The sequence below is a fragment of the Sneathiella limimaris genome, from assembly GCF_012932565.1.
In the GTDB taxonomy this organism is placed as follows: Bacteria; Pseudomonadota; Alphaproteobacteria; order Sneathiellales; family Sneathiellaceae; genus Sneathiella; species Sneathiella limimaris.
In genome coordinates, this window is sequence record NZ_JABBYJ010000001.1 from 2126057 (window position 1) to 2142534 (window position 16478).

Sequence of the window (16478 nt, forward strand, 5' to 3'; positions counted from 1 at the left end):
GGATCAGATTGTTTCGATTTTGTCCTTGAAGATATGAAAGCGGGATAACCGCAAGAGCGCCAGAATACGGGGCATGGTGTGGGTCATACCAGAGACCAGTTTGTTGACCCGATCAAACTCCCCAAGATAGGCGAGGGCAGGGATGATCTGCCCTTGCAGCTCTTCACGCAGGAAGGTGTTGGAGACCTGCTCAGTCGCTTTTAAGTAGCGGTCAATCCCTTCCAGGCTGGCCCGGTTGACCAGCATCAGCTTGGTCGCGTTCTTGAGGATCTGGCCATATTCCTCGCTTCTGGAAAGTTTCATATCCTGTTCGGCGATCTGCATGATGTCTTCATATTGGATTGGTTTGTTGGGTGAGTTAAAAGCGCTTGAGAAGACAAGTTCCCGAACTAATTTCCGAAGGGGCGGGATCTTGTACATATGCAGGGTTTTGATGGATTCAGAGAAATAGCCAGCATGTGCAAGATCGCTGGACAGGAAAACAAGTCCCTGAATGACTTTATGGCCTTCCTGCTTCTGCCGCTCTGAGGCAAGGACCATCGCCTGTTGGAAGTAACTCATTTCACCTGTGACTTTGCCGAGCTGTGAGAGGGAATAGATGGTTTCCTTGTCGTTCGGAATTTCAGCGAGCAGATCCTCCGCCTCATCCAAATGACCGGATTTGGCAAAATTGGCAACCAGCTTCACATAGGACAGGTCATCCCGGTAATTATAAGGCAGTTCCCCAATGATATATCGGATTTGGTCCAGATCGCCCCGCTCTGCATATAGATGAAGGATCCCTTCATAAGCCAGCTTGCGGGGAAAAGAGGTGATGATCTTGTCAACAAGCGTTAGGGCTGCCTCCAGTTGTTCATCTCCGGCAAGGGCGATCGCTATCCCTGCGTGGGCGGCGTCTTTATCTGACTGAAAATTCAGTGCCTGAAGACTTTCAAATGCCTCTGCCTTCAGGCCTTCCTGATAGAGCTTGTTGTGAATAATAGTGAAGGCTTTACTTCTGGCCTGTTTATTTCGGCCAGCTGGAGCCAGTTCCTTGGCAAAATTCTGAGCAGCGCCATACTCCTTGCTGTCCAGTGCCTTCAAACAGAGAAGGAAAAGGACTTTGTCCCGGTTGCCCTTGTCCTTAAACCCCTTGCTGAGAGCGTTGGCGGCGTCGATCTCCCCATTTAGGGCCAAAAGAAACGCATACAGGGTATCATATTCCTCGTTGCGACCAATCAGGCTCTCAGGGAGGGGGAGGTCCACATTTTCCCAGCGTTGAGTATCAATAATGAATTTATTGATCTTGTTTTTTTCGATTTGCCCAAAGTTTTTATAGAAGATCTGCTCGAATTTCTTGATCTTGATGTTGGACAAAATGTCGAGCGCCTCCGTTTCCTCGTCCAGAAGAATATGGGTTGCGGCAAATGCGACCCGGGCGGAATCTTGCTCGAACCGGTTCCCATAGGACAGCTGGGTCTTGGCGAGATCCATATAGCAGCGGGCATCGGCGCATGTTCCAACCTCAGATGGGGCCAATACTTGGGAGATGGAAGGCGGGATGACTTCTTGGGTTCGGCTGCCATATAAGCTGTTGCCCGGTGTCACACAGGCAGAGAGGGTAGAGAGAGCCGCGAATACCAAGCCAAATCTTAACATGATCCCATCCTTTTCAGCCCCACCCAAAATCCCAATATTAGGATAGTAAAGAGAAGAACTTGAGCCTGTCCAGTTGAATAATTGTGAATGCGCTCACCTTTATGCCAATTTGCTCCATGTGATTGAGCGCCGTTTCAAATGATTGATCTCAAGCAATCTTTCGGATAGGTTCGCCGGGTTATCTCTCGAGAAGTTATCCTCATGTCCCAGAAAAATCCCCCAGTTCTGAGCCACTCAACCATTCTTGCTCTGATCCTGATCAGTATGGTTGGGCCGCTCGCAATGAATATTATTCTGCCGTCCATTTCCTCCTATCAGGTGGCGTTCGAGACGGAATATGCGCTGGCTCAACTGACTTTGACATTTTATCTGGCTTCAGTTGCTATTGGTCAGCTTTTCTACGGGCCCATATCAGATCGGTTCGGTCGGATGCCTGTGATTTATTTCGGTCTGGTGACCTATGTGATTGGCGGCGCGCTCTGCTATTTTGCTCAGTCAATTGAAATGCTGATAGTTGCGCGAATTATCCAGGCCTTTGGGGGCTGTGCAGGCATGGTTATGGGACGGGCCATGGTGCGTGATAAATATGACGCCAATCAAGCAACTTCAGTGATTGCCTATATGACTATGGGGATTGTACTGGCGCCAACTTTAGGGCCGGCTATCGGGGGCATTCTTGAGGATCTGTATGGCTGGCAATCGAGCTTTATTTTCGTCGCCCTCTGCGGGCTCACCGTTTTCTTCGTTGTAACGCGTTCCCTTTCGGAAACCCTGCCGCGAGAAAAACGTCATCCCACACATATTGGCCATATGTTGCTGTCGTTTTACTTTCTATTCCGCAACCCAAAATTCAATGCGTATGCGTTTATGGTGGCGTTCAGCACATCCGCTTATTTCGCCTTTCTGGGGGGCTCATCTTATGTACTGATCGATTTGATGGGAATTTCTGCCAGTGAACTCGGCCTTGCATTTGTTGCTGTCTCAGCGCTTTACATCTTGGGAAATTTCCTGACCGCCCGGCTGAATATCCGTTTTGGGTTGAACAAGCTGATAGCCTTTGGGGCGACCGTTAGCCTTTTGGGGGCCTTGGCGATCCTGATGGTTGATCAGCTAGTCGGCTTGAACCCATACACCTTTATTGGATTGATGTCGTTTATTGCCTTCGGGAACGGCTTTTGTATATCAACAGGGCTCGCTGCGGCCGTTGGGGCAGATCCAGCACGAGTTGGGGCTGCGTCAGGTCTTGCCGGTTCTCTGCAGATCGGGATGGGATCCATCGCAACATTCATTGTTGGAACCTTGTTCAGCCTTTTCCCCGGAAGCGTAGCACCGCTTGCCATGACAATTGTGGGGTGCTGCACCTTGGCTGCTATCAGCTTTGGGCTTGGGTTGTGGATTAACAGGCGAGCCGACTGAAAGATCCACGACTGACTTCTCCGTATGAGGTTTTTCTGCTTTACGCTTCCCTGATTATCCGGATACTGGAAAAAAATAATCGAGGGAGGAAACATGCGGATCTCGCAATTGCTGGAACGGGCAGTGCAGACCAAAAGGGATGCTGTGGCAACCGTCTATAATGACCGTCAACATACATATGGAGAGTTTCAGGACAGGGTGCAGCGCCTTGCCGGTGCGCTTCAGAAATTAGGGCTTGAAGAGGGGGAACGGGCAGCGATCCTGGCCCAGAATTCCGATCGATATCTGGAGTTCTATTACGCGGTTCCTTGGGCCGGCGGTGTTTTCGTCCCCGTCAATACACGTCTGGCTGTTCCGGAATTTGCCTATTGGCTGAATGACTCTGGCTCCAAGATCCTGTTTGTAGATGCCGCGTTTGCGCCTGCTGTCCCAGAACTTTTGAAGCAAGTGGAAAGCCTGGAGACTGTTATTTACCTCGGGGATGACCAGACGCCTGAGGGAATGCACGCGTATGAGGAAATCCTCGCAGCTGCTGAGGCGGTTCCTGATGCAGGTCGTAAGGGTGATGATCTTGCCGGCTTGTTCTACACAGGTGGGACAACAGGGGTGTCTAAGGGAGTGATGTTGAGCCACAATAACCTGGTCATCAATAGCTTGAATTCGATGCCGGCCTATGGCTTTACTGAGCAAAGTGTTTGGCTTCATGCCGCGCCGATGTTTCATATTGCGGACGGGGCCGCTGTTTTTGCCGCTGTCCTTGGCCTTAGCAAGCATGTCTTTATACCCGGCTACACGCCAGAAGGAACCATGCAGGCTATTGAGCTGCATGGCATTACGGAAACCTTACTGGTGCCCACCATGGTCAACATGTTGGTAAACCATCCCAAGATCCGGGATTATAATCTGACCAGTTTGATCAATATCGTCTACGGTGCGTCCCCCATGCCGGAAGCCGTAATCGTCAAAGCGCTTGAGGAATTGCCGGGTTGTGGCTTTACCCATGCATATGGCCAAACAGAATGCGCGCCGTTGGTTACATATACTGGGCCTGAATTTCATGTGTTGGATGGTCCTAACGCAGGACGGTTTAAATCAGCGGGCCGGGCGGCTTATTCTGTAGATGTCAAAATCTTCGATGAGAATGATGAGGAAGTCCCCTATGGCACCGTAGGGCAGGTCTGCGTTCAGGGCGACAACGTCATGCTTGCCTACTGGAATAAGCCCGAACAGACGGCAGAGGCCTTGAAAGGCGGATGGATGCACACGGGGGACGGCGGCTATATGGACGAGCAGGGCTTTGTTTATATTGTTGATCGGGTCAAGGATATGATCATTTCCGGCGGTGAAAACGTGTATTCGGCGGAAGTTGAAAACACGATTTATCAGCATGAAGCGGTTGCCGAATGTGCCGTGATCGGGATCCCGAGTGAGAAGTGGGGGGAACAGGTTCATGCCATTGTTCGCCTGCATGAAGGGATGACGGCGACTGAGCAGGATTTGATAGACTTTGCTCATACGCTAATCGCCGGATTTAAATGCCCTCGAAGTGTAGACTTCACAACCGACCCGCTACCGCTTTCTGGTGCAGGCAAGATCCTCAAAACAGAACTTAGGAAACCCTATTGGGCAGATCAATCTAAGGCCGTTAGCTAAAAGATTTTCGCGTTTGAATAGAAAAGGAGGGGGAAGGACCCCCTCCTTTTATATGGAGATGTGAGCTCTAAAATGATCTCATGAGGTCTATTAAAGCGGTATTGTGGTTAAAAAAGTCTTAAAGTTTCCACATATTTTAAGTGTGTTTCTGCAATTTTTGCCCAAAAACCAGCTATTTCAACTTTATTACAGAAATTAGGTCCATTTATAGTTAATAAAGTCTTAATTTCGTGTTGAATTTGATTCGTGCAACTTTTCATATTTTTCGAATGATTCTGCAACTGATAGGATTAGTTGTGCAACATGTACAACCTTAAGTTTTTGTTAACCATTTTTGTTAACCAAGAATCCCGACAAATCCTATTATAATGCGTAAAATTTTATCTAATTTGTAGGCGTTGGTGTTTCCGTCAGGCATAATAAAGCCAGTCTTGAAGTAAGGGCTCTCCATGTTCAGGGGGAGCAATAGGGGTCTGCGACAATTCCCAATTGTTGCAGAATAAAAATGATCAGGGTTGTTTCAACACGGCGGTGTTGAACACCTATTGACGGAGAGATGAGTTATGTTCAAAAAACTTTTTGCGGGAGCAGCCGTCGCGGCGGCTGTACTTTTTAGCGCATCATTGGCTAGTGCTGCCAGTTTTGATTTTACATCAGGTACTAACAGAACAGACGGGCAAGGGGCTGGCTGGCACGGTAACATTAGCTACAGTGTCGATGGAATTTCTGTTAATGCTACTCCAGTTGGATATTCTTCTGGTGGCCAGTGGATCCGACAGTATGATGACCATGGATTAGCTGTATATAGTGGCGACTACTGTTGCAACGTTGATTCTAATCACGAGGTTGACGGTTGGATTTATGGGGAAGCTGTAAAGTTGACTTTTAGTGAAGAAGTCTATCTTACATCTGTTAGTTTCACACATGTCGATCGCGATGATCAGTTTGCTTATCGTGTTAATGGTGGTTCCTGGACTGAAAACATCAGTATCGCAGGCAATAATCCATATGGCTTCTCGCTTCCTGGTCTAAAGGGTACAGTATTTGATATTGCTGCTCTTGATTGGAATGATGACTGGAAATTGAGTGGTGTAACAGTTTCCGCTGTTCCACTGCCACCTGCCGTTTTGATGTTTGGTGCGGCTCTGGCTGGACTGGGTTGGTTCCGTCGTCGTAAAGCGGCTGCATAAGAAACCAGCAAAAGTATAGTTGTTGAAGACGGAGGCGATTTCGCCTCCGTTTTTTTGTGAGGGGTGTTCAGGAATTCTGAGGGTTTTCCCGTCACGGCTCATCTCTCAAAGCGTTTGTTTCTGGAGGACCTGTCGCTTGTCTTTCGTCAGGGCACTGGTCCGACTTGTTCAGGAACAATGAAGAGAGATGAGTTATGTTAAAAAAATTATTCGCCGGCGCCCTAATAGCCGCCAGCCTATCAATCGGCGCCTCTGTTGTCAGCGCTGCTTCTGTTGATTTTTCGTCTAACGGCAATGGAGCACAGGATGGAGAAGGATATAAATATACTGGATCCGATGGCACTATGATCACCACGTCAGTTTTGCAAGGGGTTGTTGCTGATGAACTTTTTTTCGACGGAGTTCTAAATCAAACAGATAGTGGGCTTGGAATCTGTATAAAAGATTATGAAGGTATTTGCGTTGATTATGACAATCCTGAAATAGATGGTTGGGGTAATGAGGGTATTCGGCTGACTTTCAGCCAAGAAGTCTTTTTAAACAAAATCTATTTTACCGCGGTGGGTAGAAATGATGATTTTTCATACCGCGTTGGTGATGGAAACTGGGTAACGGTGGATATTGAGGGTGGTAATGGAAACGATACTGGTAAGGGATATTATGAATTTAGTTTACCGGGTTTAAAAGGGAGTGTGTTTGATATTGCTGCGATTATGGATTTTGATGATTTCAAAGTATCTGCTGCAGATTATGAAATGTCAGCTGTCCCGTTACCACCCGCGGTTCTTTTGTTTGGTGCGGCGCTCATGGGGCTTGGGTGGTTTAAGCGTCGGAAATCCGCTTGATACCTGTCTTTTTGACAACCAAATATTTTTAAAACGGAGGCAGGTTTGCTTCCGTTTTTTTTGTGCCGCAACTCAGATAAAATTAATCGAAAAGGTCCCGAAAAATTGCTTAAAATTTGATCCTTTTTCTATCTCAATTTTAACTTTTTCGGCCTAGTTTACCACCCAGTATTGAATTTTATGCCTCCTTTTGAGGTTGGGGGGAGCAGGGGTTCTGCAAGGTTTTGCGGGTCTGCTCCAGTAGATTGCCTGTCATCACTTAAAAAGTGTCGGCAGGAGGTAACGGAGAGAGAAAATGCTGAAAAGAATTTTGGCAAGCCTGGGGGCGGTAATCGCCCTGACCTTGAGCGCGACAGCTGCTCAGGCGATCACCATGCAGTTCACAAATGGAAAATATGATAGCGGAGCCTATCATTATAGCGAAGGCGGCTATGATCTAACCGCGTCCGCTAATTTTGGCGGAAACCACGGTGGATATTTTGGTCAATCTTCCAGTTCTGGCCTATATGTCACCAGCTATAAATGTAGCGCTCATAAATATCACTGTTACAGCGATAATCACCAGATCGATGGCTATAAGAAAAGTGAAAGCATCACTTTGACTTTTAACCAGGAAGTGTCGCTCCAGTCCGTCTATTTTAACTATGTGGGCTATGACGATGACTTCTCCATCATGGCGGATGCAGGTCCCAACAGCGTCTTCGATATCGTTGGTGGTAATCGATATGACTCTGACAGCGGATATTATGACTTTGCCGATGGTGGACTTGTTGGAACAGTCTTTACCATTGCAGCGCCTTATTATGATGACGACTTTAAGCTGGCGGGATTGCAATTCTCACCCGTCTCGGCCGTTCCGCTGCCACCAGCCGTGCTGATGTTTGGTGCCGCCCTGATTGGCCTTGGTGTCCTGAAACGGCGCAAGCAAGTCTGAATATTAAAGACATTGATCCTAAGTTCAAACGGAGGCTTTTAGCCTCCGTTTTTTGTTGTTTTGCCTTATCTACTGATCTCACGGATTGCTTGGGGGGATCGTCTCTCTTTTTGAGTTTCCTGGTTTATTGAAACAAAGATTGGAGAGAAAATGAAATTCAGAATTTTAGCAGCCTGTACGGTTGGGGTTGGACTGCTGTTGAGCAGTTTACCAGCACATGCGGCGCCCGTTTCCTTCTTGACAGGAGAAGGCACAAAAGATGGCGATAGTTACAAATTTAGCGGTGGCGGTGTTGATATTACGGCGACTTCCTGGTCAAGTAGCGGACAACCGTCTATCCAGCAATATCTAGGGGGATTAGGTGTTACGAGCTGCCCAGTCATAGCAGAACTTTTTGTTACTAACCAAGAATGTATTGATGATAGCGTCGATGTAGAGGGTTATGGTAACTGGGAGGCAATCCTTCTCAGTTTTAGTGTGCCAGTCTATATTACAAAGCTCCTCTTCACGGATGTTGGTGAGAATGATCACTTTAGTTACCGGATAAACGATGTCTCGAGTTCAACTGAGGTTGATATTCAAGGTACCGGTGATAACGGTTTCCATGAGTTTTCACTGCCAGGGTTGCTCGTCTCCTCAGTGTATATTGGAGAACTAGATCAGCAGGAAGGTTTTAAACTAAGAGGTATTGAGTTAGTTTCAGCTGTTCCATTGCCGCCAGCATTTGCCCTTTTTGCAGCGCCGCTGCTATTACTGGGATGGATAAGGCGTCGGCGATAAGCTGCGTAAGTTGTCAAAAAAAACGGAGGCATTTAGCCTCCGTTTTTTGTGTGTCAGGGGCAGATCCTGATATCCACTCTTCTTGGATATGACGTATTCTCCGGTTGGTTGCTGCCTCGGCCGGAGAGGATCAGGCGGGTGGCGGATAATCCATGCTGCTGCAGGATCCGGCTAACGGTTTGGGCGCGCTGAAAAGAAAGCTTTTCGTTCAACGCGTTTGGTCCGGTTGGATCAGCATATCCTTCAAGATAGAGGTTTTTGTCTTTTCTTTTTTTATAAATCATCGCGAGGTATTTGAGGCTTTGCAGATCTTTTGCCTGATGGAGGGATGCGCTGCCGACCTCAAAGGGGATTTGAAAAACTGGTTTTTTATCTGCGCAGCGCTGCGTGACCTTTAATTGAGGCTCGCTCAGAGGCTTTTTATTCCCCGCTTTGACCGCTTTTTCCACGTCGCTCAGTCGCGACTGAAAATCCTGCAATTGTGATTTTTGGTCTCTGACAGTGCCCAGAATAACGGAGAGGCGTTCGTTTAGTTTTCCGTAGAAGTCTTGCAATCCATTGAGCAGGGGGGACAGGTTTAAAACAGGAGCTGAGTGAAGATGGACGCCTGGCCTTGTGGCGCGCAGGCGGGCGAGAGAGAGAATAAAGAGCTTGTCTTGTCATCTGTAAGTGGGGCTGCAAGCTCACATGTGAGTGTTTTCTGAGCCTCCCGCCAGGTTTGATAGCCAATGGCAAGGGAAAGTCCTACCAGGATCAACGTGAAGGAAAAGAACTTGTGATTTCCAACTTCCTTGAAGAATAGATACCGCTGAAAAACCGCTTTAGCCGCCAGAAACGGGCGACCTGCTCGAAGCTCTCCGTCCTTGTTTTGAAGGTTGATAAAAGCCCGAGAGAAGCGTTTATCGGACACCTTGACCTCGCCATCCTTCACCCGACCTGAGAAGGGGACGATCAACAGCACCCTCATCAGCATATTGAACGAGAGCACTGTCAAGCTGATGAGCACAACGGTGATTTTTCGGCCAAGTGAGATGGGCATGTTTTTGACTTCACCCACCATATGAACGGTGAGCAAGCAAAAGAAGGCGATGGCCAGGATTACCGAATAAACAAGCCAAAGCGCAAAAGTCCCGACGAGGACAAGTGCGCCAAGGTGAAGAAGGCCCAAGACGGCATCCTCAACCCCGATTAGCTTGAAGTAGGGGATCTGGAATAGGTTAAAGACTGTTGCATCCAGAAACAGGCTGAAAATCAGAAAATAAAGGGACAGAAGAAGACATAACCCCGGGACGAGAAGTGCTAGGTTGCGGGTGCGATTGACCCGCATATGGACATCGCAAAAAAGCTCGCCTTCCAGAGACCTATTTCGACATCTCTGTCCGGACCTGGTGATACCCTGACATTGCATGGTGGAACCTCAACTACAAGAACAAAATTATGTAAATACTAGTAATGATAGAATTTGGGGGGTTTTTGTGAGAGTTTTGAGGTGAAAGGGGGATTGCAAATGTTGCTCTAGCGGCCGAATAGGTTTAGGAATATGACAATAAGAAGCTAGAGATTTTTGAGGAAATACCAGAATGCCCCAATACAGATCAAAAACGTCGACGCAGGGTCGTAATATGGCCGGTGCCCGTGCCTTGTGGCGGGCCACAGGAATGACAGACGGGGATTTTGATAAGCCGATTATTGCCATTGCCAATTCATTTACCCAGTTCGTGCCGGGGCATGTGCACCTTAAAGATCTGGGGCAGATGGTTGCGCGCGAAGTCGAAAAATGTGGCGGTGTGGCTAAGGAATTCAACACAATTGCCGTGGATGATGGTATTGCCATGGGCCATGATGGGATGCTGTACAGCTTGCCCTCCCGCGAGGTGATTGCGGATGCCGTGGAATATATGGTCAACGCGCATTGTGCCGACGCGCTCGTTTGTATTTCTAACTGCGACAAGATTACCCCCGGCATGTTGATGGCGGCCATGCGGCTGAACATCCCTGCAGTGTTTGTGTCCGGTGGCCCGATGGAAGCCGGTAAAGGTATGGCAGATGGTAAGGAAATTGGCCTCGATTTGATTGATGCCATGATTCAGGCCGGTAATCCGGACATTTCTGACGAGCAGGTTGCGGAAGTTGAACGCTCGGCTTGTCCGACCTGTGGATCCTGCTCCGGTATGTTTACGGCCAACTCCATGAACTGTTTGACAGAGGCCCTGGGGCTTGCGCTTCCTGGAAACGGAAGTTTGCTCGCCACCCATGCGGATCGCAAGCAGCTGTTTTTGGATGCGGCGAGGACTGTCGTTGATATTACGCGTCGGCACTATGAGCTTGAGGAAAAAGACTTGTTGCCTCGGGATATTGCGAACTTCAAGGCTTTTGAAAACGCCATGACGTTGGACATTGCCATGGGCGGTTCCACAAATACAGTTCTGCATTTGCTGGCCGCTGCGCAAGAAGGAGAAATTGACTTTACCATGCAGGATATTGATCGGTTGAGCCGAAAAGTTCCGCATCTTTGTAAAGTTGCTCCAAGCACCCAGGATTATCATATGGAGGATGTGCACAAAGCTGGCGGTATTATGGGGATCCTTGGAGAGCTCGATCGGGCAAACCTGATCCACAATGATCTGCCGATGGTGCATTCGCCTTCTGTAAAAGATGCCTTGGCTATGTGGGATGTAATGCAGACTCGGGCCAACACGGTGCAGGAATTCTATCGGGCGGGTCCAGGAGGTGTTCGGACAACACAAGCCTTCAGCCAGAGCAAACGGTATCCTGAACTGGATGTGGATCGGGAAAACGGATGTATTAGGGCGAAGGAGCATGCCTATAGTCAGGATGGTGGCCTTGCCGTTCTCTACGGCAATATTGCGCATGAAGGCTGCATTGTGAAAACAGCCGGCGTAGATGCCAGCATCTTGAAATTTACGGGTCGTGCCCGGATTTTTGAAAGTCAGGATAGCGCCGTGAAGGCAATCCTTGGGGATCAGGTTGTGGCCGGTGATGTGGTTGTCATCCAGTATGAAGGACCAAAAGGCGGTCCGGGTATGCAGGAAATGCTCTATCCAACCTCTTATCTTAAGTCCAAGGGGTTGGGTAAGGAGTGCGCACTTCTAACTGATGGCCGCTTCTCTGGCGGTACTTCTGGTCTATCAATCGGGCATGTGTCGCCTGAGGCTGCTGAGGGCGGAAATATCGGCCTGGTGCAGGAAGGCGATACAATTGAGATTGATATTCCGAACCGGACCATCAACCTCGCTATCACCGATGCGGAAATGGACGCCAGACGGGCTGCGATGGAAGCAAAAGGTGCTGATGCCTGGAAGCCAACAGAAAAGCGGGAGAGGGTTGTCTCCAAAGCTTTGCAGGCGTATGCAGCTCTTACAACCAGTGCCGCCCGCGGCGCGGTCCGCGATGTGACGCAGGTTCAGAAATAAGCTTCAAGCTGAGTGGAATGAAAAAGCCCGGCACAATGCCGGGCTTTTTTTATTAGGTAATATCTAATTCCTTACGGACCGCTTTGCTGAGTTTGGACGCGATGATGTCATAGGCGGTTTGGATGTAGGCTTTTAAATCCTCATCACTCATGGCATCCGGGGTCTGGATCTGAACCCACTTGGCGCGGGCGAGGTATGGGGCCGGAATAATGCCGTCCTGTTCGGTCAAAATCTGATAGGAAAGATCACTGCATTTGAATGAGATCTTAGGGTGCTCACCATCGCCCCAGCGAGAACTGATGGCAAAGATTTTTCCGCCCACCTTCCACACACTCGCATTGCCCCATTGGATCACGTTGTTGGTCGATTTCAGGTTTTGGCAAAATTGATCAAATTCTTCCCTTGTCATTTTTTCAGAGATCCAGCCGAAATGTATAGGAGGTGGGACGATCATATCCCACATGTGCCGTTTCACCAGATTTCACAAAACCTCGTTTTTCAAAGAAGCGTTGATTTTCAACAAGTTCAACTCGGACCTGGAGCTCGATATATGATTTTTTCTGGGATTTCGCATGGTTGATGCAGGCCTCTAGCATTTCATGCCCGAGACCACTGCCTTGGAGGGAGGGGTCTGTCGCGACCTTTCCAAGATAATAATGATCTCCCCGGTCATCCATAAAGGCACAGGCAACTAGTTTTCCCTTATTCTTAATGAAGAAAAGCTCTTCCGTCGCTGCTTTTTCCTGGATGGTTTTCGGATCAAGCCGATGTAAGGAAGACGGCGGATCTATTCGATCCTCCATATAGGCAAAAGATGATTTGAGGAGGGCTAATAGAGCGTCCCAGTCAGAAAAGTCTCCTAGGTTTTTCTCAACTGAAGCGGGTTTAATAGGCTGTTCGGCGGTCATTGGAGATCCGGCTCTCTACTGATGAGGACCTCTTAAATTTGTCAGGACTTTCTAGCTGAGTAAAGTGACAATGCTTCCTGCTCCAACTGGGCTTCAGATTTCTCAATATACTCCACAAAAGTGACTGTTCGAGAAACGGTCTGACCATCTTCGGACATAGGCAAAACGACAGTTTGAATTTCTTTAAAGGCGTTTTGAGGACCAACATAGGGAATCGTTTGGAAGTTTGGCTGTTTCGTTTGAACCACGTCCTCCATTGTTTTCCAGATTTTACTATCTGGACCGCGTCCTTCATAGGTCCGCCAGTTACGTCCCATACTGTTCTTGGAGCTGTGGGAAAGAATAGTGTCCCCAGTGATCCGCTCGACAAAATCCAAGGGATCATTAAGGACGTGGATCACCACAATATGTGGGAGCAAAGGCTTAATCGCCGCAGGATCAAAATCCGACCATTTCGGGACAAGGTTATTGCCTTTAATGGACTGCCAATAGCGAAACCCATCTTCAATGATGTGGTTCGGTGTTACCTTAGCTGAATCCTGAAACATAGTACTCAAACTCACTGGCTATCTTGGGAAGATAAGTATAGCCAAGGATTAGAGATACCTCAAATTTCTAAAGTAGATACCGATTGTTTTTAGGCTGCCAATGTTGCAAGGCGCTGCTTAGGAAGAATGACATGAGCGCTTGTTCCAACCCCAAGCTCGCTTTCCAATTTGAAGTATCCACCATGGGCTTCTGTCAACAGCCGGACAAGACTTAATCCAAGCCCAGTTCCTTGATGGTTGCGATTATAGGTAGAATGGATCTGTCCAAATTGGGTCTGAACATGATCGATATATTCCTGCGCAATCCCGATGCCGTTATCTGTTACGCTGAACATGATATCTCCGTCAGGCAAGTAGGAGATTGATGTTTTTACATAACCTTCTCGGTCAGTAAATTTGATTGAATTTGACAGGAGGTTTGCAAGGATCTGCTTGATCCGAGTTGGGTCCGCATGCAGAAGAGGGGCTGGGTCAGGGCAGTCAACAATGAGCTCAATTTCGCGTTTTTGAGCTGGTACGGAAATCATTTGAACACAGCTATCCAAGATCGCCCGAACATCGATTTCCTGTTCGACAAGGTTTACCTGGTTGGCCTCAATTTTAGCCACATCCAGAATGTCGTTGATAACCTGCAAAAGGTGGGTGCCGGCTGCATTTACATCTGCTGCGTATTCTTTGCGTTTTTCTTTGTCCACAAGAGAATAGTCATCCATCATCAGCAGCTCTGAAAATCCAATAATCGCATTCAAGGGTGTTCGGAGTTCATGGCTCATGTTAGCCAAAAACTGGGATTTGGCTTTACTTGCCTGTTCCGCATCTTCCTTGGCTTTACGAAGTTCCTGCGTCCGCTCCTCAACCTTTTCCTCAAGTAGCTCAGCATTATGACGCAGTACGTCTTCAGCTTTCTTCTGATCAGTTACATCGATGAAGGAAAACAGCATACCGCCGGGAATGCTTTCTCGTCGGGAATGTAGATATCGGCCATCGGGGAGTTTTCGGATTTTGTCGAAGGATTCAAAATTCTCAATACTGCTTTTTAACTTGCTGAATTTCTCGACCGAGAATTCTTCACCAATATCTTTGTCTTTATACACCCGATCAACAAAGGCACTAATATGGGTTCCCTTGACTTTTAGGTCTTTGGGGAACCCCATGATTTCAAAGAAATATTCATTCCACAGCGATAGTCTTAAATCTTCATCAAACAAAGCAAGACCAGTGTGAACGTTCTGCACGACGGTTTCTAGAGTGGTTGCTTTCTCGGATAGTTCAATTCGCCTTTCGGCGAGTTCCATTGTCCGCTGACGAACTCGTTCATCGAGCTTATTATTTGTGTCTTCGAGTTCTTTTCGGGATTTTGAAAGCTCAGTAACGTCGGAATATGCCGTAATGAAGCCGCCTGTCGGGAGGGGGTTTCCGACAATCTTAATAACGGTTCCATCTGGTCTCACACGTTCAAAAGAATGGGCCTCCCGTTTTTCGGTCAGTGCCATTCGTTCTGCAACTTGCTCCTCGACATCTCCAGGTCCATATTCCCCTCGCTCAGCATTAAAGCGAAAAACCTCACTGATATGGGTTTTGCCGGAGACCATTAAGTCTGGTGGCAAGTCGAGAATGTTGAGGAATTTTAGATTGACGAATATCAGGTTGAAGTCAGCGTCTGTTACGCTGATCCCATGGTCGAGATATTCCATACAAATGTGCGTTAACTCAGGCCCCATAAACTGTGACACAACTAGTTTCCCCTCTAGAACTCTACGCGTAAATCAAACTGCAATTTGTCCAGGCGCCAGAGCTTAGTTGAAAAACCCTAAAATTGTCCTAACAGTAGGGAGGGTTAACGTAGGGTTATTCAGGAGTTTCCAAGTTGACCCAAATGGGGGTGTGATCAGAAGGTTTTTCTTCGCCCCGGGGGCCTTTATCAATTCCAACCTCTGTCATCATGTCGAGGGCCTGCGGAGAGAGCAGCAGGTGATCAATTCTGATGCCATGATCTTTTTGCCAAGCGCCCCTTTGATAGTCCCAATATGTATAATTTACATCTGGGGTAAAGCTGCGATAGGCATCCGCATATCCAAGCCCCAATAATTGTCTAAATCGGTTACGGCTTTCTGGCTGGGTGAGGGCGTCGCCCTGCCATTGTTTTGGATCGTAGCAATCTTCATCCTGAGGAATGACATTGTAGTCTCCGGCCAAGATTATCGGAGTTTCACTTTCCAAAAGACTTTTGGCATGCTTGATTAGCCGATCCATCCAATTCAGCTTGTATGGAAATTTTTCTGTCTCAATTGGATTTCCATTTGGCAGATAAATAGAGGCAATGCGGAGCCCTTTAATGGTGGCTTCAATGTAGCGTGCCTGTTCATCAGTGTCGTCCCCGGGTAGATCCTTCATCACATCCTCAATCGGGTGTTTGGAAAGGATGGCGACACCATTGTAGGTTTTTTGCCCGAAGGTTTCGACATTGTAGCCTAGTGCCTCAACCTCCTCGCGGGGGAAATTTTCATCTATGCATTTCAATTCCTGAAGGCACAGGACGTCGATCTGACTTTTCTCGAGATAGTCCGTTAAACGTGGCAAGCGTGCTTTCACGGAATTCACGTTCCAACTGGCGATTTTCATGACGTCTTCCCTACAGGCGAGATTGATAGAAACATCCCATTGATGACCAATTTAGGCTTTTATTTCAAGGATGTTTATTGAGTTTAGACGGAGAAGGAAGACCCGCAGGAGCAAGAAGCTGTTGCGTTAGGATTGCGGATTTGAAAGGCTGCACCAATCAGATCGTTCACATAGTCAACTTCTGAGCCAGCAAGATAGAGGAGCGATACGCTATCAACCAATAAAGTTGCGCCTTTATTTTCCACAACCGTATCATCTGGATTCTGGGTATCGTCCAAATCGAAGCTATACTGAAAACCGGAGCAGCCGCCACCATTTACGGCCACGCGCAGCATCTTCTTGTCAGCGTTCATTTCCTGAACAATGGCATTAATGCGATCAGCGGCAGAATCTGTAAGTTTGACAGGTGGTTCCATGATTTCCTGAGCCATATTGAATTGCGTCCCACGGGACGGAATTTAAGTTCACTTCGGATCTTAAGTCACTATGATGTATTTATCCAAAGCCCTT

16 protein-coding genes are annotated in these 16478 nt (G+C 47.8%); 7 read left to right on the plus strand and 9 right to left on the minus strand.

Annotation, left to right across the window (positions count from 1 at the left end; genetic code table 11):
* Positions 1 to 3: 3 nt before the first annotated feature.
* On the minus strand, positions 4 to 1638 hold the full coding sequence (locus HH301_RS10320) for a tetratricopeptide repeat protein (RefSeq protein ID WP_169568820.1): 1635 nt from the start codon (positions 1636 to 1638) through the stop codon (positions 4 to 6).
* A gap of 201 nt (positions 1639 to 1839) precedes the next feature.
* On the opposite strand from HH301_RS10320, the gene HH301_RS10325 reads away from it, so the two are divergent.
* From HH301_RS10325 to HH301_RS10350, 6 genes are all read left to right on the plus strand, one after another.
* Positions 1840 to 3054: a multidrug effflux MFS transporter gene (locus HH301_RS10325; protein WP_169568821.1), complete on the plus strand. Its 1215-nt coding sequence runs from the start codon at positions 1840 to 1842 to the stop codon at positions 3052 to 3054.
* Positions 3055 to 3147: 93 nt separating this feature from the next.
* Entirely contained in the window at positions 3148 to 4707 is a 1560-nt protein-coding gene (locus tag HH301_RS10330; protein WP_169568822.1) for a long-chain-fatty-acid--CoA ligase, read from the plus strand.
* A gap of 563 nt (positions 4708 to 5270) precedes the next feature.
* A complete protein-coding gene (locus tag HH301_RS10335; RefSeq protein WP_169568823.1) occupies positions 5271 to 5897 on the plus strand; it encodes a VPLPA-CTERM sorting domain-containing protein in 627 nt (208 codons plus the stop codon).
* Positions 5898 to 6091: 194 nt separating this feature from the next.
* Positions 6092 to 6742 carry a PEP-CTERM sorting domain-containing protein gene (locus HH301_RS10340; RefSeq protein WP_169568824.1) on the plus strand — a complete coding sequence of 217 codons (651 nt, stop codon included), beginning with the start codon at positions 6092 to 6094 and terminating at the stop codon, positions 6740 to 6742.
* 295 nt (positions 6743 to 7037) lie between these two features.
* Positions 7038 to 7676 (plus strand): VPLPA-CTERM sorting domain-containing protein, encoded by a 639-nt coding sequence (locus tag HH301_RS10345; RefSeq protein ID WP_169568825.1) that lies wholly within the window; start codon positions 7038 to 7040, stop codon positions 7674 to 7676.
* A 150-nt stretch (positions 7677 to 7826) separates the two neighbouring features.
* On the plus strand, positions 7827 to 8456 hold the full coding sequence (locus HH301_RS10350) for a hypothetical protein (protein WP_169568826.1): 630 nt from the start codon (positions 7827 to 7829) through the stop codon (positions 8454 to 8456).
* A gap of 53 nt (positions 8457 to 8509) precedes the next feature.
* On the opposite strand, the gene HH301_RS10355 is transcribed toward HH301_RS10350, so the two are convergent.
* Together HH301_RS10355 and HH301_RS10360 are read right to left on the minus strand one after the other, a co-directional pair.
* Positions 8510 to 9010 (minus strand): OmpA family protein, encoded by a 501-nt coding sequence (locus HH301_RS10355; protein ID WP_169568827.1) that lies wholly within the window; start codon positions 9008 to 9010, stop codon positions 8510 to 8512.
* Between the two features lie 23 nt (positions 9011 to 9033).
* The gene (locus HH301_RS10360; protein ID WP_169568828.1) at positions 9034 to 9783 is read right to left on the minus strand and encodes a hypothetical protein; all 750 of its coding nucleotides are present in this window, start codon (positions 9781 to 9783) and stop codon (positions 9034 to 9036) included.
* 253 nt (positions 9784 to 10036) lie between these two features.
* Between HH301_RS10360 and ilvD the strand changes: the two genes are divergently transcribed.
* Entirely contained in the window at positions 10037 to 11890 is a 1854-nt protein-coding gene (ilvD, locus tag HH301_RS10365; protein WP_169568829.1) for a dihydroxy-acid dehydratase, read from the plus strand.
* Between the two features lie 52 nt (positions 11891 to 11942).
* Here the strand turns inward: ilvD and HH301_RS10370 are convergent, their stop codons facing one another.
* The 6 genes from HH301_RS10370 to erpA form a co-directional block, all read right to left on the minus strand.
* Positions 11943 to 12299, minus strand: a complete 357-nt coding sequence (locus HH301_RS10370) for an MmcQ/YjbR family DNA-binding protein (RefSeq protein ID WP_169568830.1) — start codon at positions 12297 to 12299, stop codon at positions 11943 to 11945.
* A gap of 4 nt (positions 12300 to 12303) precedes the next feature.
* A complete protein-coding gene (locus HH301_RS10375) occupies positions 12304 to 12798 on the minus strand; it encodes a GNAT family N-acetyltransferase (protein ID WP_169568831.1) in 495 nt (164 codons plus the stop codon).
* Positions 12799 to 12839: 41 nt separating this feature from the next.
* Positions 12840 to 13346: a PAS domain-containing protein gene (locus HH301_RS10380; RefSeq protein WP_206378259.1), complete on the minus strand. Its 507-nt coding sequence runs from the start codon at positions 13344 to 13346 to the stop codon at positions 12840 to 12842.
* Positions 13347 to 13435: 89 nt separating this feature from the next.
* The gene (locus HH301_RS10385; RefSeq protein WP_169568833.1) at positions 13436 to 15079 is read right to left on the minus strand and encodes a PAS-domain containing protein; all 1644 of its coding nucleotides are present in this window, start codon (positions 15077 to 15079) and stop codon (positions 13436 to 13438) included.
* 115 nt (positions 15080 to 15194) lie between these two features.
* Positions 15195 to 15968 (minus strand): exodeoxyribonuclease III, encoded by a 774-nt coding sequence (locus HH301_RS10390; RefSeq protein ID WP_169568834.1) that lies wholly within the window; start codon positions 15966 to 15968, stop codon positions 15195 to 15197.
* 83 nt (positions 15969 to 16051) lie between these two features.
* The gene (gene erpA, locus HH301_RS10395; protein ID WP_206378260.1) at positions 16052 to 16399 is read right to left on the minus strand and encodes an iron-sulfur cluster insertion protein ErpA; all 348 of its coding nucleotides are present in this window, start codon (positions 16397 to 16399) and stop codon (positions 16052 to 16054) included.
* Between the last annotated feature and the right edge of the window lie 79 nt (positions 16400 to 16478).

Excerpts from the sequence above, each read along its gene's own strand:
- HH301_RS10345 (WP_169568825.1), top strand. The coding sequence starts at position 7,038 with ATGCTGAAAAGAATTTTGGCAAGCCTGGGGGCGGTAATCGCCCTGACC.
- HH301_RS10360 (WP_169568828.1), bottom strand. The coding sequence starts at position 9,783 with ATGCGGGTCAATCGCACCCGCAACCTAGCACTTCTCGTCCCGGGGTTA.
- HH301_RS10330 (WP_169568822.1), top strand. The coding sequence starts at position 3,148 with ATGCGGATCTCGCAATTGCTGGAACGGGCAGTGCAGACCAAAAGGGAT.
- ilvD (WP_169568829.1), top strand. The coding sequence starts at position 10,037 with ATGCCCCAATACAGATCAAAAACGTCGACGCAGGGTCGTAATATGGCC.
- HH301_RS10380 (WP_206378259.1), bottom strand. The coding sequence starts at position 13,346 with ATGTTTCAGGATTCAGCTAAGGTAACACCGAACCACATCATTGAAGAT.
- HH301_RS10340 (WP_169568824.1), top strand. The coding sequence starts at position 6,092 with ATGTTAAAAAAATTATTCGCCGGCGCCCTAATAGCCGCCAGCCTATCA.
- HH301_RS10390 (WP_169568834.1), bottom strand. The coding sequence starts at position 15,968 with ATGAAAATCGCCAGTTGGAACGTGAATTCCGTGAAAGCACGCTTGCCA.
- HH301_RS10320 (WP_169568820.1), bottom strand. The coding sequence starts at position 1,638 with ATGTTAAGATTTGGCTTGGTATTCGCGGCTCTCTCTACCCTCTCTGCC.
- HH301_RS10370 (WP_169568830.1), bottom strand. The coding sequence starts at position 12,299 with ATGACAAGGGAAGAATTTGATCAATTTTGCCAAAACCTGAAATCGACC.
- erpA (WP_206378260.1), bottom strand. The coding sequence starts at position 16,399 with ATGGCTCAGGAAATCATGGAACCACCTGTCAAACTTACAGATTCTGCC.
- HH301_RS10350 (WP_169568826.1), top strand. The coding sequence starts at position 7,827 with ATGAAATTCAGAATTTTAGCAGCCTGTACGGTTGGGGTTGGACTGCTG.
- HH301_RS10325 (WP_169568821.1), top strand. The coding sequence starts at position 1,840 with ATGTCCCAGAAAAATCCCCCAGTTCTGAGCCACTCAACCATTCTTGCT.
- HH301_RS10335 (WP_169568823.1), top strand. The coding sequence starts at position 5,271 with ATGTTCAAAAAACTTTTTGCGGGAGCAGCCGTCGCGGCGGCTGTACTT.
- HH301_RS10375 (WP_169568831.1), bottom strand. The coding sequence starts at position 12,798 with ATGACCGCCGAACAGCCTATTAAACCCGCTTCAGTTGAGAAAAACCTA.